The following is a 17,461-nucleotide window of genomic DNA, read 5'->3' as shown; positions in this document are numbered from 1 at the left end:
GCCCCGAAATCTACGAATTCGAACTGATTTCAGACCGTATTCATCGCCCAGACGGACAGTTGCAACGCGCGCGACGGGCCGATTCGACTCCGAACACGCCACTGAGCTGGTGATTTGTGTGTATCCGACACGGTCGGCTAATGTTTCCAACGCACCGAGGAGAGCGAGCAGCTCCCCAAGCAACACGGTGCGATGCGGACGTGGCGCAGCTGGTAGCGCACAACCTTGCCAAGGTTGGGGTCGCGGGTTCGAATCCCGTCGTCCGCTCGAGAGGTGTGACTCAACCTTTCACGGTGGAGTGGCCGAGTGGTGAGGCAACGGCCTGCAAAGCCGTGCACACGGGTTCGATTCCCGTCTCCACCTCGCGCGATTAGCTCAGCGGGAGAGCGCTTCCCTGACACGGAAGAGGTCACTGGTTCAATCCCAGTATCGCGCACCACGTCAGACCCTAGGGCCTGATGGTCAAGACCTGCTTGCAGGTCTGATAAGTTAGAAAAGTACTGAGTTCCGGTAACGGAGTTCATTGCTCATGCGGACGTGGCGCAGCTGGTAGCGCACAACCTTGCCAAGGTTGGGGTCGCGGGTTCGAATCCCGTCGTCCGCTCCATTTTTCTCCAGAACCCGCGCGATTAGCTCAGCGGGAGAGCGCTTCCCTGACACGGAAGAGGTCACTGGTTCAATCCCAGTATCGCGCACCATTTGAGAATGCAAGAAGCCGGAACCTCAGGGTTCCGGCTTTTTGCGTTCGAGCGCCGAACACACGGGCCGCAGTACTGACGCGAGCCCCCTCGGGAATCCACGTCAGTACTGCGGTTGATGTAGCTGATCAGATTGTTGTAACTGCTCAGTGAGAGAAGCGGTTCGCTGCCGAAGTCATCGCGCGGAGCGAGGACTCCGTCGACGACTCCGCGATACCCATCGCCCAGCTCCGACGGCCGTCGCACTCGGTGAAGATGAACGTAGCCGTGCGGTGGCCGATGTGATGCTGATGGAAAGACAAGATCTCGAGCGAGATTCCCGCGTCGTGCAGCATCGACGTCATGGCCGAGATCGCGCCGGTCGAGGTGGCGGACGCTTTCTGGATACGCTCCCCCAGACCGAGAGTCGCTTCGAAGGTCCAACGACCCGGCGCAATCTTCTCGGAGGACCACGCACCCAGACGGATCGGGCCGCTCATAGCCGCATACGTGGACTCGAACTCGGTCCACGACATCGCTGAGCATTCGGCACGCAAGCCGGCGGGCAGAGATTTGCCGTGACGCGCCGCGAAGGGATCAGCAGCAGAAGAAGAATCAGAAGCGAAAGCGAAGTTGTAAGTCATGATCGTGGTCTTCCTGGAATGAAGTGGAGGACCAACTGGTAGCAAGACGACCCGCAGCGAGGGGTCGGTCCGATTCAGACCCCGCTACGGCGGCTTACTACGAGAATTCGCTTCATGAGAGACGAGGCTAGGCGGCCCGGTTCGAGAATGCAACCCAGACCGCCTCCGCACAGGTCAGACCTGAGCCGCTTTGTGCTCGGCGATGAGGGCGCGATACCACTCGAACGAGGTCTTCGGAGTGCGCTTCTGGGTGTCGAAATCGACGTGCACCAGGCCGAATCGCTCTTTGTATCCCGCAGCCCATTCGAAGTTGTCGAGAAGTGACCACACAAAATAACCGCGGACGTCGACACCGTCGTCCATTGCCGATCGGAGGGCGCGAAGGTGCGCATCGTGGTAGTCGATTCGTGCTTCGTCGTCGACGACGCCTGCGGCATCCGGGGCGTCGTGGAATGAACATCCGCTTTCGGTGATGTAGATCGGCGGCAGTGCGTCACCGAAGCGGGCGTGGAACGTCCGCAAGATCTCGCCCAGCCCCTCGGGAACGATCGGCCAACCGAAATCGGTTGTGGGATAACCGGTAATCGCGACAGGGGCAAAGGGCAGGCCCGGGGGCAGGTCGACTTCGAGCACACCTTCGGTCCCCTGGCCTTCCACCGGAGCAGCAATCATCGTCGGCTCGTAGTAGTTGATCCCGTACCAGTCGAGCGGCGCCCCGATGATTTTCAAGTCCTCGTCGACAGGACCGCTGAGCAGCTGAGCGAATTCGTCGGCCGGGTACTTCCCGACCAGAACCGGGTCGGCGAACATCCAATTGACGACGTGGTCGTAGATGTCGGCAGCCATCACGTCTTCCGGCGAATCCGAAGCGGCACGCACCGGAGCATGGTTCGAGGCGATTCCGATGTTCGTGCATCCGGTTGCCCGAAGCGCTTCGACAGCGAGGCCATGCCCGAGCAGCTGGTGATGTGCGGCTTGGAAAGCCTCGAACCCCAAGGCCAGTCCGGGGGCGTGAACTCCGAGGGCATGCCCGTAAAGCGTGTGCACAACTGGTTCGTTGAGCGGCATCCACATTCCGACCCGATCCGACAGTCGCTCGCCGACGACCTGCGCATACTCCCCCAGCCGATACGAGGTGTCGCGGTTCATCCAGCCGCCCTGCTCCTGCAAGGCAATGGGCAGATCCCAGTGAAAGAGCGTGACGGCAGGAGTAATTCCCACCGAACACAGTCGGTCGATCAGGCGGTCGTAGAAGTCGAGCCCCTTCGCATTCACGGCCCCCGATCCGGTGGGCAGAATGCGCGACCACGACAGAGACAGCCGATAAGCGTCGAGCCCGAGCTGATTCATCAGCTCGATGTCCGACTCCCAGCGGTGATAATGATCGGCAGCGACCGTCCCGGTGTCGCCCCCGACGACAACACCGGGACGGTCACAGAACTCGTCCCAGATCGACGGTCCGCGACCGTCTTCGGCCACACCTCCTTCGATTTGATAGGCCGCAGTGGCGGTTCCCCAGACGAAGGAAGTCGGAAATTCTGGTGTCGGCTGCCGAGTCATGTCGGTCAGTTAATCAAAGAACCGTGCAAAACACGCAGCTTTGTTGGACACTCGACCAGTATCAAGATCCAGTACCGTTCGGCCTAACCGAACGAACGAGACAAAGGCCCTGCTTGATGACGGATAACACCCGCACCCTGACGAGGGCTCGGATCGCCACTTCGGTGGCCTTCGGACTTCAAGGATTTCTGCTCGCCGCCATTCTGACGCAGCTGCCGCAGTACAAGGACTTGTTCGAGCTGAGCGAGACACTGGTTGTGGTTGCGGTTGTCACCGTGTCCGTCATCGCCGGGCTCGGCAGCGTGCTCGCCGAGATGCTGGCCGTGAGAACGTCGAGCAAGATGACCCTGCGAACTGGGCTCGCCGTCATCGCAGTCTTCGGCGGGGCAACCGGAATTGCGCCCAACGCAGCGATGTTCTTCGTCTTCCTGGCGATCTACGGCATCGGACTCGGCATGGTCGACGCGGCCGCCAACATGCAGGCAGTCTCGATCCAACACGCCAAGGGCCGCTTCATCCTCTCCTCGTTCCATGCTTCCTGGAGCGTCGGAGCGATTGTCGGCGCCCTGTTCATCTCTGCTACCGCAGGCCTCGACATTTCGATCCGCGTCACGCAGGTGATCGCGGGAGTTGTTGTCGGACTGATGCTTCTGGCCTTCGGCCCGCAACTGCTCGATCGGTCCGAGTCTCCGGTTGCCGAGGCAAACATCACGAGCACCGCGAAATTCGCGGTACCCACCCGCGCCTTCGTCCTCCTCGGCGTCGCGATGGCATTGTTCTACGCGGTCGACTTCAGCGTCGGAAACTGGTCGACTCTGTACGTCAAAGACGAACTGCTCGCCGACGCCGGGACCGCTGCCCTTTCCGTGGCGGCGTATCAGATCGCAGCACTTGTCGCACGACTGACCGGGGACTACTGGGTCGGGAAATTCGGTGAGACCACCGTCGTGCGGATCGGCTCTCTCATCGGCGTAGTCGGTATGACAGTTGTCGTCCTCGCGCAATCTCCCGCCGTTGCCATCGCCGGGTTCCTCATCGTCGGGCTCGGGGTACCGGTGATCGCTCCGATCTGCTTCAGCGCTGCCGGCAGGATGGCTCCCCCGGATCAGGTCGATGCGGTGATCGCACGCATCAACCTCTTCAACTACGTCGGCACAGTCGTCGGCGGCGGCATCGTCGGCGCGGTCGCTGCCTTCAGTGACCTTCGAATCGGGTTCCTGATTCCGCTGGCGTTCTGCGCGATCTTGATAGTTCTTGCTCCCGCGTTCGCACCGAAACGAGCCACAACTCCGGTCGCCGAGAACGCCGCTTGAGCATTGCGCCCGAGGAAAGTGGTGTACTTGATCGACCGAATTGTGTGCACGAGAGGCAGAAACTGACGTGACGATCACCGTTGACCGGGCCGGGATCTGGGATTCCGAAGCAATAGCCGACGTGGCAGCGGTGACATTTCCACTGGCGTGTCCGCCGGACGCATCCGACGACGACATCAGTGCCTTCATCGACAACGTTCTCTCCGTCGACAAGTTCTCCGAGTACCTGACCGATCCGACACGAACCGTTCTCAAGGTCATTCGCGACGGTTCGATCGTCGGCTACGCGATGCTTGTCGACGACGAGCCCTCCGACCCGGACGTCAAAGCTGCTGTGACACTTCGCCCGACAACGGAACTGAGCAAGTTGTACGTGCTTCCGGGTAACCACGGAACCGGCGCGGCAGCATCCTTGATGGACGCGGTTGTCGACCACGCGCGACGCAGCGGAAGTGCCGGGATCTGGCTGGGCGTCAATCAGGAGAACCTGCGCGCCCAGAAGTTCTACGCAAAGCACGGTTTCACACAGGTCGGCACGAAGACTTTCCTCGTGGGCGCACAACTCCACCACGATTTCGTGATGGAGCGCCCCGTCAGCTGACAGGCGTGCAGACTAGCCGGCCGCGACCTCGAAACGAGAAAGTGCGAGCAGGCGCGAGGTCGCGCGCAAGTACTTCTTCTTGTACCCACCGGCGAGCATCTCGGGGGTGAAGATCTCGTCGAGGCGTGCGCCGGAAACGGTGACCGGGATGCTCGCGTCGTACAGGCGGTCGGCGAGAACCACGATGCGCAGTGCAACGGACTGATCCGTTGCCGGGTGGACACCGTCGATGAACACGGCCTTCACACCCTCGACCAGCTTGTTGTACCGCGACGGGTGCAGGGTGCTGAGGTGCTTGCACAGCTCGTCGAAGTTGTCGAGCGTGGCGCCGTCGATGGCGTCGGCCCGAGAGACCAACTCCTCCGAGGAGATGGGCTCGGGTGCGGGCGGGAGATCGCGGTGACGGTAGTCGGGGCCGTCGACGCGAATCGTCTCGAAGATCGAGCCGAGCTTCTTGATCTCGCGCAGGAAGTCCTGGGCGGCGAAGCGACCCTCCCCGAGCTGGCCGGGAAGCGTGTTCGACGTCGCGACGATGGACACGCCTCGCGCGGAAAGCTCCGAAAGGAGGCGGGATACGAGCATGGTGTCGCCCGGATCGTCGAGCTCGAACTCGTCGATGCAGAGAACGCTGTGGTCGGCGAGCGCTTCGACCGCCTTGTTGAAGCCGAGAGCGCCGACGACGTGCGTCAGCTCGACGAAGGTTCCGAAAGCCTTCGGCGACGGAACGCTGTGGAAGATCGACGCCAGCAAGTGAGTCTTACCGACACCGAACCCGCCGTCGAGGTACAGGCCGGCGCCGGTCGCCTGAGTCTTCTTGCCGAACAGTCCGCGACGTCCACCACTACGGATCTTGGTGACGCGCTTGGAGAATTCCTCGGCCTTGGCGACAGCAGCTGCCTGGCTCGGTTCCTTCGGATCAGGAATGTAGGACGCAAAACTCACCTCGTCGAACATTGCGGGAGGCACCATTTGAGCTACCAGTTGATCGGCGGGTACCACCGGGCTGCGATCGACAAGACGTTCATGCATCCGTCAAGGGTATCTACGTGATGTGATCTCTCATGTGCACCGTATGGATATTGCGACCTACTTCACACCAGGCCACGACGACGAACTCCGCGGCTTGTACGCCTATCCGGAGAACCTCTCGCAACCCTGGATGCGCGTGAACTTCGTTTCCAGCATCGACGGGTGCGTCGCCGTCGACGGAGTGAGCGGTGGACTGGGCACACCGGCAGACAAGTCGGTATTCGGGATCTTGCGCGAACTTTGTGACGTCGTCGTGGTCGGCGCAGGCACAGCGCGAGCCGAGAACTACGGGGGTGTGCAGGTCTCGGACGAAGCCCGGGCGCGACGAAAGGCGAGCGGCCTCGCTCCGGTCCCACCGATCCTCGTCGTCTCGGCGCACGCGTCGATCGACCCCGAAAGCCGACTCCTTCGCGATACCGAAGTTCCACCGATCCTTGTTGTCGGTCGCGACGCGGACTCCGCGGCAATTTCGGCGCTGAGATCTGCCGGAGCGCAGGTGGAGGTGACGGACTCACCGAACGTCACCAGCGGCGACATCGACAGGGCCTTGTCGGCTCGCAAGCTCCGTCGCGTGCTGTGCGAGGGCGGACCGTCACTTTTCGGGCAGTTGATCGAGGACAATGCCGTCGACGAACTCTGCATCACCACGTCACCTCAACTGGTGGGGAGCAAAGTCGGCCGAATCTCACTCTCCCCCAACGCAATGCCCACAGCCATGCGTCCCGCGCACATTCTCGGTGATACGGACGGCACGATCCTCACTCGATGGGTTCGTCAGCAGCCACGTCGGTGAACCTGGCACTCTGGTCGGCATGCGCAGAGTTGCTTTGATGGCCGTCGTCCTCGCGACGTGTTGTGCGTGCGGCGCCGGTCCGTCGCTTCGGCCCGCCGTCGCGGTCGAAGGCCGCACCGACGGCAGCCCTGCCCAGAGCGAGGGACCGTCGCCCGATGCGCCGCCGGTTGACCCTGGCGTCCCGACCGATGACATACCGTGGCGAGACTGCACCGGCACGTCACTCGCCGACCAGGCTCTCGCGGCGTCGAGCGCCGGTGTCATTCTCGAATGCGCGGAATTCAATGCCCCCATCGACGTGACCGGCGCCATCGACGGCAACTTCACTGCCGGCTTGACCCGCGCTCGGACCTCGTCGACGCCTGCCGACGCGTATCCGATCGTGTTCACATCGGGCACCGATCGTTCGTCGGGAAACTCTCTGGCCATGCTCGCCGCATCCGGCTTGAACACGGTTCTCGCCGAACATCCCGTGGTTGCCCTCGATCGACGCGGAATCGACAGGTCCACCGCAATCGACTGCATGACGCCGGAAATTCGGCGCGGCCTTCACGATCTGGGCCAGTTCGACGCGGATTCCACCGGTGACGCCGCCGATGCGGTCGCCGCTCTCGGTCACGACGCCACCATTGCCTGCACCGACTACCTCGACCCTCAAGAACTGAAGTTCGGCGCGGACTCCGCTGCCGAGGACATCGACGCTCTACGTACACGGTGGGGCGTCGAGACCATCGCTCTGTGGTCGGCAGGGTCCGGCTCGGACATCGCGCTGAGCTATGCGGCGGCCCACCCGAACAACCTCGCGAGGTTGATCCTCGATTCTCCCGCTCCGGTGGCCACCGACGCTGCCACCGAGGCAGAGAGTCGCGTGCAGGGCGAGGAAGCCGCGTTGACCGCGTTCGCTCAGCGATGTGTGGCGCTGAGGTGCTCGCTCGGACCTGATCCGAAGAAATCGGTCACGGACTTGATGGAGCGCGCTCGAGCCGATGAATTCCAGCCGCTGTCCGCCGCTGCGGTGTCGAACGCGATTTCGGCCAGCCTGTGGACTGCCGGAACCAACCGTGAGCAGGAGACCCGCTCACTGTCCGACGCTCTGTCCGCGCTCGGTACCGGCAACGCTTCGCCGATTCGAGAGCGCGCCGCCCGGGCGGAGAACGAGGTGGACGGCGACGGCCAGTTCATCGGACGGTGCACCGACGGCATGCAATGGCCGGGCATCGGGCGTGCGCGCGAGCTTGCGGACACCTGGGGCACCAACTATCCGGTGTTCGGGCGAGAAGCCGCGCTCGGGTTGCTGGCGTGCGCCAGCTGGCCGTCGACCGCCAACTCCCCCCTGCCGAATCAGTTGAAGCCCCCAGTCCTCGTGCTGAGCGGTCAGGGTGACCCGGCCGTCGGGAACTCCGGACTCTCGACCGTCACCGGCGTCGTGACCAATGCAGGATCGCGCTTCGCAACTCTGGACTGGCAAGGTGCGGGTCACCCCGCGGCACAATCCACCTGCGCTCAACAGGCGATGCGCCTCTACCTCAGCGACGCCTCCCTTCCCAGTAACGGAAGCGTGTGCCCGGCCTGACTCGGGCGCTCGTCCACCACGACCGAAAAGGGGTGCATCCCCCGATCACACCCTGCTCCGGTGTACCGTGCCGAAGTGTTCCTTCGACAGCTCGAGCCGCGTACCGGGCGGACAACCCAACAAGTCGTCAACTTCGTTTTGTGGCCGATCGCCGTGATGACAGTGCTCAATCGTGTCATCGTCACAGCAGTCAACGGCGCCATCACCGATGACTTCCGACCGGTCTACAACGCCGCGCTGGCGTTCTGGAACGGGCGCGACGTCTACACCGCAGATTTCAACTCCGTAGACCCCCATTACCTGTACCCACCATCGGGTTCCTTGTTGATGGCACCCCTGGCGATCCTCGATCCCGAGCGCTCACGGTGGCTGTTCATCGGTGTCAATGCCGTCGCCATTCTCGTGGCTCTCTACCTGCTGTTGCGCTTGTTCGACCTGACGATCAGTTCCATCGCGGCGCCGATTCTGGTGCTCGGCGCGTTCATGTCGGAGACGGTCACCAACACGTTGGTGTTCACCAACATCAACGGCCTCGTCCTGCTGGGCGAAGTTGCCTTCCTCCTGTTGCTGATGCGCAAGAAGGATCTGTGGGCCGGCGCCGCGATCGGTCTCACCATCGCAGTGAAACCCACTCTCGCGCCGCTGCTCCTGCTGCCACTCGTTCGCGGTCAGTGGAAGGTGTTCGTCACCGCCCTGGGCATCCCGTTCATTCTCACGGTCGTGGCATGGCCGCTGGCGTCGGATCCGATGGACTTCGTCCGCCGCACCGTGCCGTACCTGCTCGAATCTCGTGACTACTTCAACAGTTCGATTGTCGGAAACGGCGCTTACTTCGGTCTGCCCGAATGGTTGATCCTGCTCTTGCGCGTCGTGTTGGCCGCCATGGTCGTCGTCTCGCTGTGGCTTCTGTACCGCTACTACCGCAACGACGAACTGTTCTTCCTCACCACCGCGACCGGTGTGATCATGACCGCGTCGTTCCTGCTGCCCTCGCTCGGCCAGATGTACTACTCGATGATGCTGCTCCCGCTCCTGATGTCCGTGGTGCTCAAGAACTCGGTCATGCGGAACTGGCCGGCCTGGCTCGCCGTCTACGGCTTCATGACGTTCGACAGCTGGTGGTCGAACCGCTGGCCGACCTTCGGCCGGGCGGCCGAATACACCAAGAGCACCCTCGGCTGGAGCCTTCTGCTGATCGTGATCTTCTGTGTCCTCGGATACCGGTATCTGGTCGCGCGTCGAGAGGGCCGCTTGGATCGGGGAATCGATCCCGCGTACCTCCTCGATCCCCCACTCGATACCGTCTCACCTGCCCACGAAGCCGAAACGGCGACAAAGCATTAGCGTGGAGGCATGAGTTCTTCACACGATGGCATCGACAGCACACCTGAGGTCACGTACACCGAGAGCGAGTGGCGCGAAAAACTGACGCCGGAGGAGTTCGCCGTCCTGCGCCAAGCCGGCACCGAACGCCCCTTCGTCGGCGAGTACACCGACACCACCACGGAAGGTGTCTACTCCTGCCGGGCCTGCGGAGCCGAACTGTTCCGCAGCACCGAGAAGTTCGAATCGCACTGCGGGTGGCCGTCCTTCTTCGATCCGGCGGATTCGGATGCCGTGATCCTGAAAGAAGACAGCTCACTCGGAATGCGCCGGGTCGAGGTCATCTGCAAGAAGTGCCACAGCCACCTCGGTCACGTCTTCGAGGGCGAGGGATACCCGACGCCGACCGATCAGCGGTACTGCATCAACTCGATCTCGCTGGTTCTCAAGCCCGCTCAGTAGCCAGGTCGTGGGCTACCCCGTGTCACTGGTAGCCCACGATTCGAGACTTTCCACTCAGAAGTCCCAGTTCAGCGCAGTCGGGCTCAGACCGGCCGCATTCAGGTCCTCGTTGCGAGCGACAAGTCCGTCTTTGACGGAACCGATCCCGCCACCGATCGCGCCGGAAGTGATGTCAGTCAACGAGGCGTCGCCGCCCGTGACTTCCTTCGTCACGATCGCAGCGGACGCTCCCGACACCGCGTCGTCGAAGGCGCCCCGCGCGATCTCCTGCACTCGCGAACCGGTCGGGAGCGGGTTCGGGTCAGGGCCGACACGATCCGGCGTCGTCTTCAACCCTCCGTTCGCAAGTCCCTTGATGAAACCGTCGCGCCCCTCGGTCACGACCTTGCCACCGTCGATCGACTGGCGATGATCCATCGTCATCTGCCCGAGTTGAATGGCGAGGCCGGAGAAGACGGCAGCGGCAGCTTCCACTGCCGCAGCCTCGATCACTCGTATCAACAATTGCTGCAACAACATTCGGACCGTGAGTGTTGTTGCGACCTCAGCCGCCACGACCCCGGCGGTACTGACACCCAGTGTCGGGACAGCAGCCGCCACCATGGCGGCAATCTCGAGCGCCAGTGCGCCCAGCGCCGCGAGGATCGACAGTTTGGTGTACTCGATGTCCGTGCCGGTATCGGTGCATGACTGACCCAGTTCGGCCGCGGCAGAGGACAACCGCTCGAAGACCTCCGCAACTCCCCCGGCCTCGGACCAATACCGAGACAACGAGTCGCCGGCTCGACCGTCGATCGATGCCAGTACTGCCTGCAATCCGTAACCACCGGCAGCGGCCGAAGCCTCGATCCGATCGGCCGCGCCTGACCAGGCATCACCCAACCTCCACAGTGCCGTTTCGTCTCCTTGCGGCCAGTCACTGCCCACCGCGACCGACGCAACCGCCTGTAACCAGCCTGGAATCTCGAGTCCCATCAGAGCCCACCCGCCATGTCGTCGGCAAGCGAGGTGTCGATCGATTCGAAACGATCGGTGATCTCGATCAGCGTGGCGGTCAATTCGCGCAGCGCGCCCGCGACCAGCGTCATCCCACCGACTGCTGACTCAGCACCGGGAACATACGCGCCTGAGAATGCGGATCCGAACTGGTCAGTGCCCCAGCAACCCTCCTCGGCGGCGACCACTGCGTCGAGAGCGCTCCGCGCCTCGTCGAGATCGGCAGCGACCACCGCGAAGGCTGGTGCAGCACTTTTCATCGCGGCCACATTCACGCCCAGCTCAGACATTGCCGGAGCTCCTCAGAACGGTGCGGTCCCAGTTCTCGTCGCAGGAAGCCGGTGTGGAGCTCGGACGAGGTTCGAGAATCTCGCGCAATCCGAGCACGCCCGGAACCAGGTCCGGCAAGTCGATTCCGGCCGCCTCCGTGAGCGGCTTCGTCATCTCGGCAACCTGTCGGCGTATGTCTTCTGCCGCAGACGCGGCCGTAGCCAGGATCAGATTCCCCAACGCTGCCGGCGAATGCTTGGCGTAAGAACTCCCCGAGAGATCGACTCCCACCACCGCCCCCGAGGCGTCGACGACGATTTCCACGCTGCCGTCACTCGAACGCGCGCTCGCCGTCGCTCGAGCGATCCTCTCCTGCAAGTCCGCCAGCGATCGAGTCCGCTCCAACAGAACGTGCTGCATCGAATTGATCTGAGCCCGAAGTACTTCGACTTGCCCCCGCATCGAACCAACATCCGCTGCACTCACGATGGCCCCCACCTTCGATAGATCGTGACACCTGATTCAGGCGCTCACGAGGTTCGACGCGAGAGGTGGCCGATCGGTTCCGTCAGCGTGAACGAAGCACGGGCGGATCGAACGCCTTGACCGGCGGCAGGGCCCCGTCGAATTTCTCGATCTGCACCAGAACGTGCTGGCCGGTGCACCCGTGCGAGAGTGACGACGTACCGATGTCCGGTGTCAGAACGTTGGGATTGCCGTGCACGCACAGAGAGTCGGGATCGGCAGGATCGAGCGGGTCGTACCAGGCACCGGTGGAAAGTTGGACGACGTCGCTCCGCAAGTCCGAGTCGACGATCACACCAGCAAGGCACGCTCCGCGATCGTTGAACACCCGCACCACGTCTCCTGCCGAGACGCCGCGCGCGGCCGCTGCATCGGGGTGCATACGAATCGGCTCGCGTCCCTGAATCTTCGACGCCTGGCTCGCAGCGCCGTGATCGAGTTGGCTGTGCAGACGCGTCTTGGGCTGATTGGCGATCAAGTGAAGCGGGAATTGCGAGGCTCGCGGTCCACCCAGCCACTCGTCGGGCTCGTACCAGCGCGGATGGCCGGCGCAGTCGTCGTAGCCGAAGGACTCGATGGTCTCGGAGAAGATCTCGATCTTCCCACTCGGAGTCGAGAGCGGATATTTCTCGGGATTCTCACGGAAGTCACCGAAGAGCACGAGGTTGTCTTCGGTTCGCATCCGGTAGTGCCCTTCTGCCCAGAAGTCCTCGAACGTCGGTGTGTTGCCGCCGTCTGCATCGACGAACGGCCGCCATTGACCGTAGAGATGCTCGATCCACTCCTGTGAGGATCGCCCCTCGCTGAACTGTTCCCCGAATCCGAGCGCAGAAGCGAGAGCGGCAAACGTGTCGTAGTCGTCACGCGAGTTCTCGAAAGGTGGAACGACCTGCTGCATCGCGACCAGAAGCGGGTCGTTTCGAGTGCAGCTCAGGTCATTTCGTTCGAGCGAGGTGGTCGACGGGACAACGATGTCGGCGTTGCGGGCCATCGGCGTCCAGTACGGATCGTGAACGACGATCGTGTCCGGACGCGCAAATGCCCGTCGCAGCCTCGGGAGATCCTGATGGTGGTGAAACGGATTGCCACCGGCCCAATAGACCAACCGGATGTCGGGATAGGTCAAGCGTCGGCCGTCGTAATCGAACTCCTCCCCGGGCGAAAGCAGCAGGTCGGAAATCGCGGCTACCGGAATGAAATCCGACACCGGATTCACACCTTGCGAGAAGGTCGGCAAGGGATACGGCACCGGAGCCAGACCCGGCTCGTTCATCGAACCGTAGCCGTGCCCGAAACCTCCACCCGGAAGCCCGAATTGGCCGAGCATCGCTGCGAGTGTCACGCCCATCCACGGTGCCTGTTCACCGTGTTTGATGCGTTGCAACGACCACGTGACGGTCACCAGCGTCCGGCCAGACGCCATTCTCCGAGCCAGGTCGGTGATGAACTCCGCCGACACACCGGAGATCTTCTGCGCCCAGCGCGGATCCTTCGGTACACCGTCGGAACGTCCGAGCAGGTAATCCTCGAAGCGTTCGTAACCGACGCAGAAACGGCCCAGGAAATCGCGATCGTGCAGGTCCTCCGACGCCAGGACAAAGGCCAGGGCAAGCATGATTGCAACGTCGGTTCCCGGAACGGGTGCGATCCACTCACAGTCACCCTCGACGTCGTCACGCAACGGACTGAAGGAGACGATCTTTCCGCCGCGGGCACGAAACGCGTCGAGCGCCCCGCGCGTCGGATGATCGCTCGTACCACCGGCATTGACTCCGGTGTTCTTGATCGGCACTCCTCCGAACGAGACGAGGAGTTCGGAGTGCTTCGCGATGACGTCCCACGACGTGGAGCGCGCGAACAACTTCCAGTGCGTTCCGACCACACGCGGCATGATGACACCGGTGGCACCGAGCGAGTAGCTGTGAACTGACTTGGTGTATCCACCCAGCTGATTCAGAAATCGGTGAACTTGGCTCTGCGCGTGATGGAATCGGCCGGCGCTGGCCCAGCCGTACGAGCCGCCGAAGATCGCCTTGTTTCCGTGCGCGTCGACCACGCGACGTAGTTCACGCGAGAGGAGTTCGGTCAGTTCGTCCCAGGAGACCGAGACGAATTCGTCGGCTCCACGTCGGTCGCTGGGACCCGGCCCGTTCTCGAGCCAACCCCGACGCACCGCCGGGCCCGAAACACGAGCCCGACTGCGCACCGAACCGGCGAGGTTCCCGAGCATCGGCGAAGGATTCGCATCACCCTCGTACGGATGCACGGCGGTCACCTCGCCGGCGACCGATTCGGCGGTGAACATTCCCCAATGGGACATGTGTTGACGACGCCGGTTCGGTGCAGTTGTCACAGGAACTACTTTCGAAGCAGATCAGGGAAGGGAAAGGACCAGCTTCTCGATGTCCACGCGCGGGCCGGTGAAGAACGGCACCTCTTCGCGAACGTGCAAGCGAGCTTCGGTGGCACGTAGATCGCGCATCAGATCGACGATACGAATGAGCTCGGGTGCTTCGAACGCGAGAATCCACTCGTAGTCCCCCAGGGCGAAGGCCGGGACCGTGTTGGCGCGAACGTCCTTGTACGAACGAGCAGCCATACCGTGATCGGCGAGCATCTTGCGACGCTCCTCGTCGGGGAGCAGGTACCACTCGTACGAGCGGACGAACGGGTAGACGCAGATGTAGTCGCCCGGATCCTCACCCGCGATGAACGAGGGCACGTGGCTCTTGTTGAACTCCGCGGGGCGGTGCACCGCCGAGTTGCTCCAGATGGGAGCACTGGCCTGTCCGAGGACGGTGGTGCGACGGAAATCCGCGTACGCGGCCTGCAGTTCCTCGATGGTGGCCGCGTGGGTCCAGATCATGAAGTCCGCGTCGGCGCGCAGGCCGGCGACGTCGTAGATCCCGCGAACCACGACGCCCTTGTCTTCGAGACCCTCGAAGAACAAGCGGGCGTCCTTGACCGCAGCTTCCCGATCATCGCCCAGCACACCGGGTTCCACCTGGAACACGGAGAACATGAGGTAACGGATTTCAGAGTTCAGTTTGTCGAAATCAAGGCGTGCCATGGGTCTATCGTGCCACTCGCTCGAATATCCGTGTAGCCGCCGTCGTGCCGACTGCGACACACGCCGGAACCCCGACGCCGTGCAGCCACGACCCGGCCAGGGCGAGGCCGTCGAACTGCGTCATCCCGGACTCGATTTCAGCCACGATTTCCGTGTGACCTGGGGCGTATTGGGGAAGACCTCCGTGCCACCGCTGTACGAAGGTCGCGCCTGGCTCCTCGGTGATTCCGGTCACGGTCTCGAGATCGGCGCGCGCGAAGTCGATCAACTCGCCATCCGACCGGTCGACGATCTCCGATGCACCGAATCGACCGAACGACACCCGAACGAGGTGCTCACCGCGATCAGCGAGGTGTGTCCACTTTCGACTCGACAGCGTGAACGCCTTGGCGGTCAGGTCGGCGTCGGTGGCTACCAGGATCCCTGAATTCTGCGGAAGTTCGACCTGCCCGGACAACCGGAGCGCCACCACCGCGGACGACGCCAGTTCGATCCGAGCGACGGTACTCGCAACATCCGCATCGACTCCGGCCAACAGCGCCGCTGCGCGCGGCGCCGGGACGGCCAGAATCACCGCGTCGACGCTTCCGAGCGGATCGACGTTCCAACCAGCCCCGTCGCTGCGCAACCCAGAAGCCTCGCCGCGGACGAAGGTCGCGTCGGCGGCCTGCTGCAGCGCATCGAGCAGGATGCCGTACCCGTCTCTGAGCGCTCCGAACACCGGCCCCGGTGCAGGCGTCGGCAATGCGGCTGCGACTGCATCCGTGAGGCTCCGAGAGCCCGCATCGAGGGCCGCAGCGAGTGTCGGCAAAGCTGCACGCACGCCGATGGTCTCCGCCAGCCCCGAATACACCCCACCGAGAAGCGGATCCACCGATCGGCTGACCACCTGATCACCGAATCGCTGCGAAACCAGTTCGGCAACACTGCAATCGGAACCGCGGGTCCACTCCAGCGGGACGCCGGCCTCGGCGGCGATGCGAGCCAGGGTCTGCTCGTCGACAAGATCTCTCACCGACTCCGCCGATGCCGGGATTCCCATCAGGGTTCCGGTGGGCAACCGACTCAGTGATCCCTGAGACCAGATCAACGGGCTCAGCCCCGCAGGGTAGACGATCTGATCGGTCAGACCCAGCTCGGCGAGAAGCGCAGGAACTTCCGGCCGACGGGCGATGAAAGCCTCGGCACCGATGTCGATCGGGCCACCGCCCAGATCAATCGTTCGCAGCTTCCCGCCCAGTCGCGGTGAGTCGTCGACGATCGTGATGTCCGCTTCGGAGCCCAGACTGCGCCGAAGCCGGTACGCGGCAACCAGACCGGAGATTCCTCCTCCGATCACCGCGACCGACGGCCGATTGGTCGTCACAGCGAGTGCACCAGCTCCACCGCCGCGGTGATCGCCGTGGGATCGGTGTCGGGAAGAACTCCGTGGCCGAGGTTGAAGATGTGGCCGATGGCACCGGCCTCGATCGCGCGGTCCCCTTCGGCGGCGATCCGGCGCACCTCACGATCGATCACCTCGGGGCCCGCGAACAGTACGGCGGGATCGAGGTTGCCCTGCAGCGCCTTACCCGGACCGACACGACCAGCCGCGACGTCGAGCGGAATCCGCCAGTCGACACCCACGACGTCGGCGCCTGCCTCCCCCATCGCGCCGAGAAGTTCACCGGTGCCGACACCGAAGTGGATACGCGGGACGCCGGCAGCGGCAACCTCGGCGAACACTCGCTCGGAATGCGGCAGGACAAATTCCCGATAATCGGCCAGCGAGAGCGCGCCGGCCCACGAGTCGAACAGCTGGACCGCGTCGACGCCCGCCTTGAGCTGCGCCTGCAGGAAGCAGATCGTGGTGTCGGCCAAACTTCCGAGCAACGCGTGCCAGGTCTTCGGATCGGAGTGCATGAGCGCTTTGGTCTTCTCGTGGTTCCGGCTCGGACCACCTTCGACCAGATACGACGCCAGAGTGAACGGCGCTCCGGCAAAGCCGATCAGCGGCGTGGAGCCCAACTCGGTGGTGAGAAGCCGAACGGCCTGCGCGATTGCGCCTACCTCTTCGGGAACCAGTCGCGGGAGTGCTGCAACGTCGGCGATGGAGCGAATCGGATTGGCGACCACCGGTCCGACGCCGGCAACGATGTCGAGATCAATTCCCGCGGCTTTGAGTGGAACGACGATGTCCGAGAACAGGATTGCCGCGTCCACGTCGTGACGGCGCACCGGCTGCATCGTGATCTCACAGACCAGCGCCGGATCGAAACAAGATTCCAACATGCCGATCCCGGCGCGGATCTCGCGGTACTCCGGCAACGAACGCCCGGCCTGACGCATGAACCACACCGGCCGTCGACTCGGAGTGCGTCCGGTCGCCGCGGCAAGCAACGGTGCGTCGGGCAAGACTCGCCGAGCGCTGTATTCCGCCGACCCGGTAATGCCTGAATTCATGTTGTCCAACCCGCTCATCAGTCCTCGCGCTCTCCGCCAACGTGTGTCTTCGATCGACTCAATGCTGCCACGTCCCACACTCGGGATCGGACACCCGAGCGGTTCGTGAGCGGCCACACACCCGAGCCACACTCGGTCGGCGCGCCTCCACCTCCCCGCCCGCATCCCCGACTAACGTCCTGA

The 17,461-nt window shown here is 63.3% G+C and carries 16 protein-coding genes and 5 tRNA genes; 11 read left to right on the top strand and 10 right to left on the bottom strand.

Features of this window, described 5'->3' with window-relative positions:
* The first annotated feature begins 194 nt into the window (after positions 1-194).
* The 5 genes from M0639_RS13495 to M0639_RS13475 all read left to right on the top strand — a co-directional run bounded on the left by M0639_RS13495 (position 195) and on the right by M0639_RS13475 (position 698).
* Positions 195-267, top strand: a tRNA-Gly gene (locus M0639_RS13495).
* Between the two features lie 25 nt (positions 268-292).
* A tRNA-Cys gene (locus M0639_RS13490) sits at positions 293-363 on the top strand.
* 1 nt (position 364) lies between these two features.
* Positions 365-439 (top strand) — tRNA-Val (locus M0639_RS13485).
* A 92-nt stretch (positions 440-531) separates the two neighbouring features.
* Positions 532-607, top strand: a tRNA-Gly gene (locus M0639_RS13480).
* A gap of 16 nt (positions 608-623) precedes the next feature.
* Positions 624-698, top strand: a tRNA-Val gene (locus tag M0639_RS13475).
* 146 nt (positions 699-844) lie between these two features.
* Here M0639_RS13475 and M0639_RS13470 read toward each other — a convergent pair.
* Complete coding sequence (locus M0639_RS13470) at positions 845-1,321, bottom strand: alpha-isopropylmalate synthase regulatory domain-containing protein (RefSeq protein WP_054781939.1); 477 nt, start codon at positions 1,319-1,321, stop codon at positions 845-847.
* A 174-nt stretch (positions 1,322-1,495) separates the two neighbouring features.
* The gene (locus tag M0639_RS13465) at positions 1,496-2,881 is read right to left on the bottom strand and encodes a GH1 family beta-glucosidase (RefSeq protein ID WP_064075372.1); all 1,386 of its coding nucleotides are present in this window, start codon (positions 2,879-2,881) and stop codon (positions 1,496-1,498) included.
* A gap of 116 nt (positions 2,882-2,997) precedes the next feature.
* Between M0639_RS13465 and M0639_RS13460 the strand changes: the two genes are divergently transcribed.
* Both M0639_RS13460 and M0639_RS13455 read left to right on the top strand, forming a co-directional pair.
* Positions 2,998-4,194 (top strand): MFS transporter, encoded by a 1,197-nt coding sequence (locus M0639_RS13460; RefSeq protein ID WP_007732911.1) that lies wholly within the window; start codon positions 2,998-3,000, stop codon positions 4,192-4,194.
* Positions 4,195-4,261: 67 nt separating this feature from the next.
* On the top strand, positions 4,262-4,795 hold the full coding sequence (locus M0639_RS13455) for a GNAT family N-acetyltransferase (RefSeq protein WP_007732909.1): 534 nt from the start codon (positions 4,262-4,264) through the stop codon (positions 4,793-4,795).
* A gap of 12 nt (positions 4,796-4,807) precedes the next feature.
* On the opposite strand, the gene zapE is transcribed toward M0639_RS13455, so the two are convergent.
* Entirely contained in the window at positions 4,808-5,824 is a 1,017-nt protein-coding gene (gene zapE / locus M0639_RS13450; RefSeq protein WP_003942629.1) for a cell division protein ZapE, read from the bottom strand.
* Positions 5,825-5,867: 43 nt separating this feature from the next.
* On the opposite strand from zapE, the gene M0639_RS13445 reads away from it, so the two are divergent.
* Genes M0639_RS13445 through msrB form a run of 4 tightly spaced genes read left to right on the top strand, consistent with a single transcriptional unit; the run spans position 5,868 to position 9,975 of the window.
* A complete protein-coding gene (locus tag M0639_RS13445; RefSeq protein WP_064075373.1) occupies positions 5,868-6,617 on the top strand; it encodes a pyrimidine reductase family protein in 750 nt (249 codons plus the stop codon).
* A 19-nt stretch (positions 6,618-6,636) separates the two neighbouring features.
* Positions 6,637-8,190 carry an alpha/beta fold hydrolase gene (locus M0639_RS13440; RefSeq protein ID WP_042919915.1) on the top strand — a complete coding sequence of 518 codons (1,554 nt, stop codon included), beginning with the start codon at positions 6,637-6,639 and terminating at the stop codon, positions 8,188-8,190.
* A gap of 60 nt (positions 8,191-8,250) precedes the next feature.
* Positions 8,251-9,534: a glycosyltransferase family 87 protein gene (locus tag M0639_RS13435; protein ID WP_042449935.1), complete on the top strand. Its 1,284-nt coding sequence runs from the start codon at positions 8,251-8,253 to the stop codon at positions 9,532-9,534.
* Between the two features lie 9 nt (positions 9,535-9,543).
* Positions 9,544-9,975: a peptide-methionine (R)-S-oxide reductase MsrB gene (gene msrB, locus M0639_RS13430; protein ID WP_003942631.1), complete on the top strand. Its 432-nt coding sequence runs from the start codon at positions 9,544-9,546 to the stop codon at positions 9,973-9,975.
* Positions 9,976-10,029: 54 nt separating this feature from the next.
* On the opposite strand, the gene M0639_RS13425 is transcribed toward msrB, so the two are convergent.
* From M0639_RS13425 to hemE, 7 genes are all read right to left on the bottom strand, one after another.
* Entirely contained in the window at positions 10,030-10,950 is a 921-nt protein-coding gene (locus M0639_RS13425; RefSeq protein WP_003942627.1) for a WXG100-like domain-containing protein, read from the bottom strand.
* Entirely contained in the window at positions 10,950-11,261 is a 312-nt protein-coding gene (locus M0639_RS13420) for a hypothetical protein (RefSeq protein ID WP_003942588.1), read from the bottom strand. The genes M0639_RS13425 and M0639_RS13420 overlap by 1 nt, the downstream gene beginning before the upstream one ends.
* Entirely contained in the window at positions 11,254-11,727 is a 474-nt protein-coding gene (locus M0639_RS13415; RefSeq protein WP_231915018.1) for a YbaB/EbfC family nucleoid-associated protein, read from the bottom strand. Before M0639_RS13415 ends, M0639_RS13420 begins: the two co-directional genes overlap by 8 nt.
* An 82-nt stretch (positions 11,728-11,809) precedes the next feature.
* The gene (locus tag M0639_RS13410) at positions 11,810-14,086 is read right to left on the bottom strand and encodes a molybdopterin guanine dinucleotide-containing S/N-oxide reductase (RefSeq protein WP_064075375.1); all 2,277 of its coding nucleotides are present in this window, start codon (positions 14,084-14,086) and stop codon (positions 11,810-11,812) included.
* 54 nt (positions 14,087-14,140) lie between these two features.
* Positions 14,141-14,836, bottom strand: coding sequence for a hydrogen peroxide-dependent heme synthase (hemQ, locus tag M0639_RS13405; RefSeq protein ID WP_003942644.1), 696 nt, complete (start codon positions 14,834-14,836; stop codon positions 14,141-14,143).
* A 4-nt stretch (positions 14,837-14,840) separates the two neighbouring features.
* Positions 14,841-16,202 carry a protoporphyrinogen oxidase gene (locus tag M0639_RS13400; protein ID WP_058038721.1) on the bottom strand — a complete coding sequence of 454 codons (1,362 nt, stop codon included), beginning with the start codon at positions 16,200-16,202 and terminating at the stop codon, positions 14,841-14,843.
* Positions 16,199-17,296 carry a uroporphyrinogen decarboxylase gene (gene hemE, locus M0639_RS13395; RefSeq protein WP_003942625.1) on the bottom strand — a complete coding sequence of 366 codons (1,098 nt, stop codon included), beginning with the start codon at positions 17,294-17,296 and terminating at the stop codon, positions 16,199-16,201. Before hemE ends, M0639_RS13400 begins: the two co-directional genes overlap by 4 nt.
* Between the last annotated feature and the right edge of the window lie 165 nt (positions 17,297-17,461).

The sequence above is a fragment of the Rhodococcus qingshengii JCM 15477 genome (genome assembly GCF_023221595.1).
GTDB lineage: Bacteria > Actinomycetota > Actinomycetes > Mycobacteriales > Mycobacteriaceae > Rhodococcus_F > Rhodococcus_F qingshengii.
The sequence above is the reverse complement of the archived record's forward strand: the minus strand, read 5'-3'. Positions and strand labels throughout refer to the sequence as shown.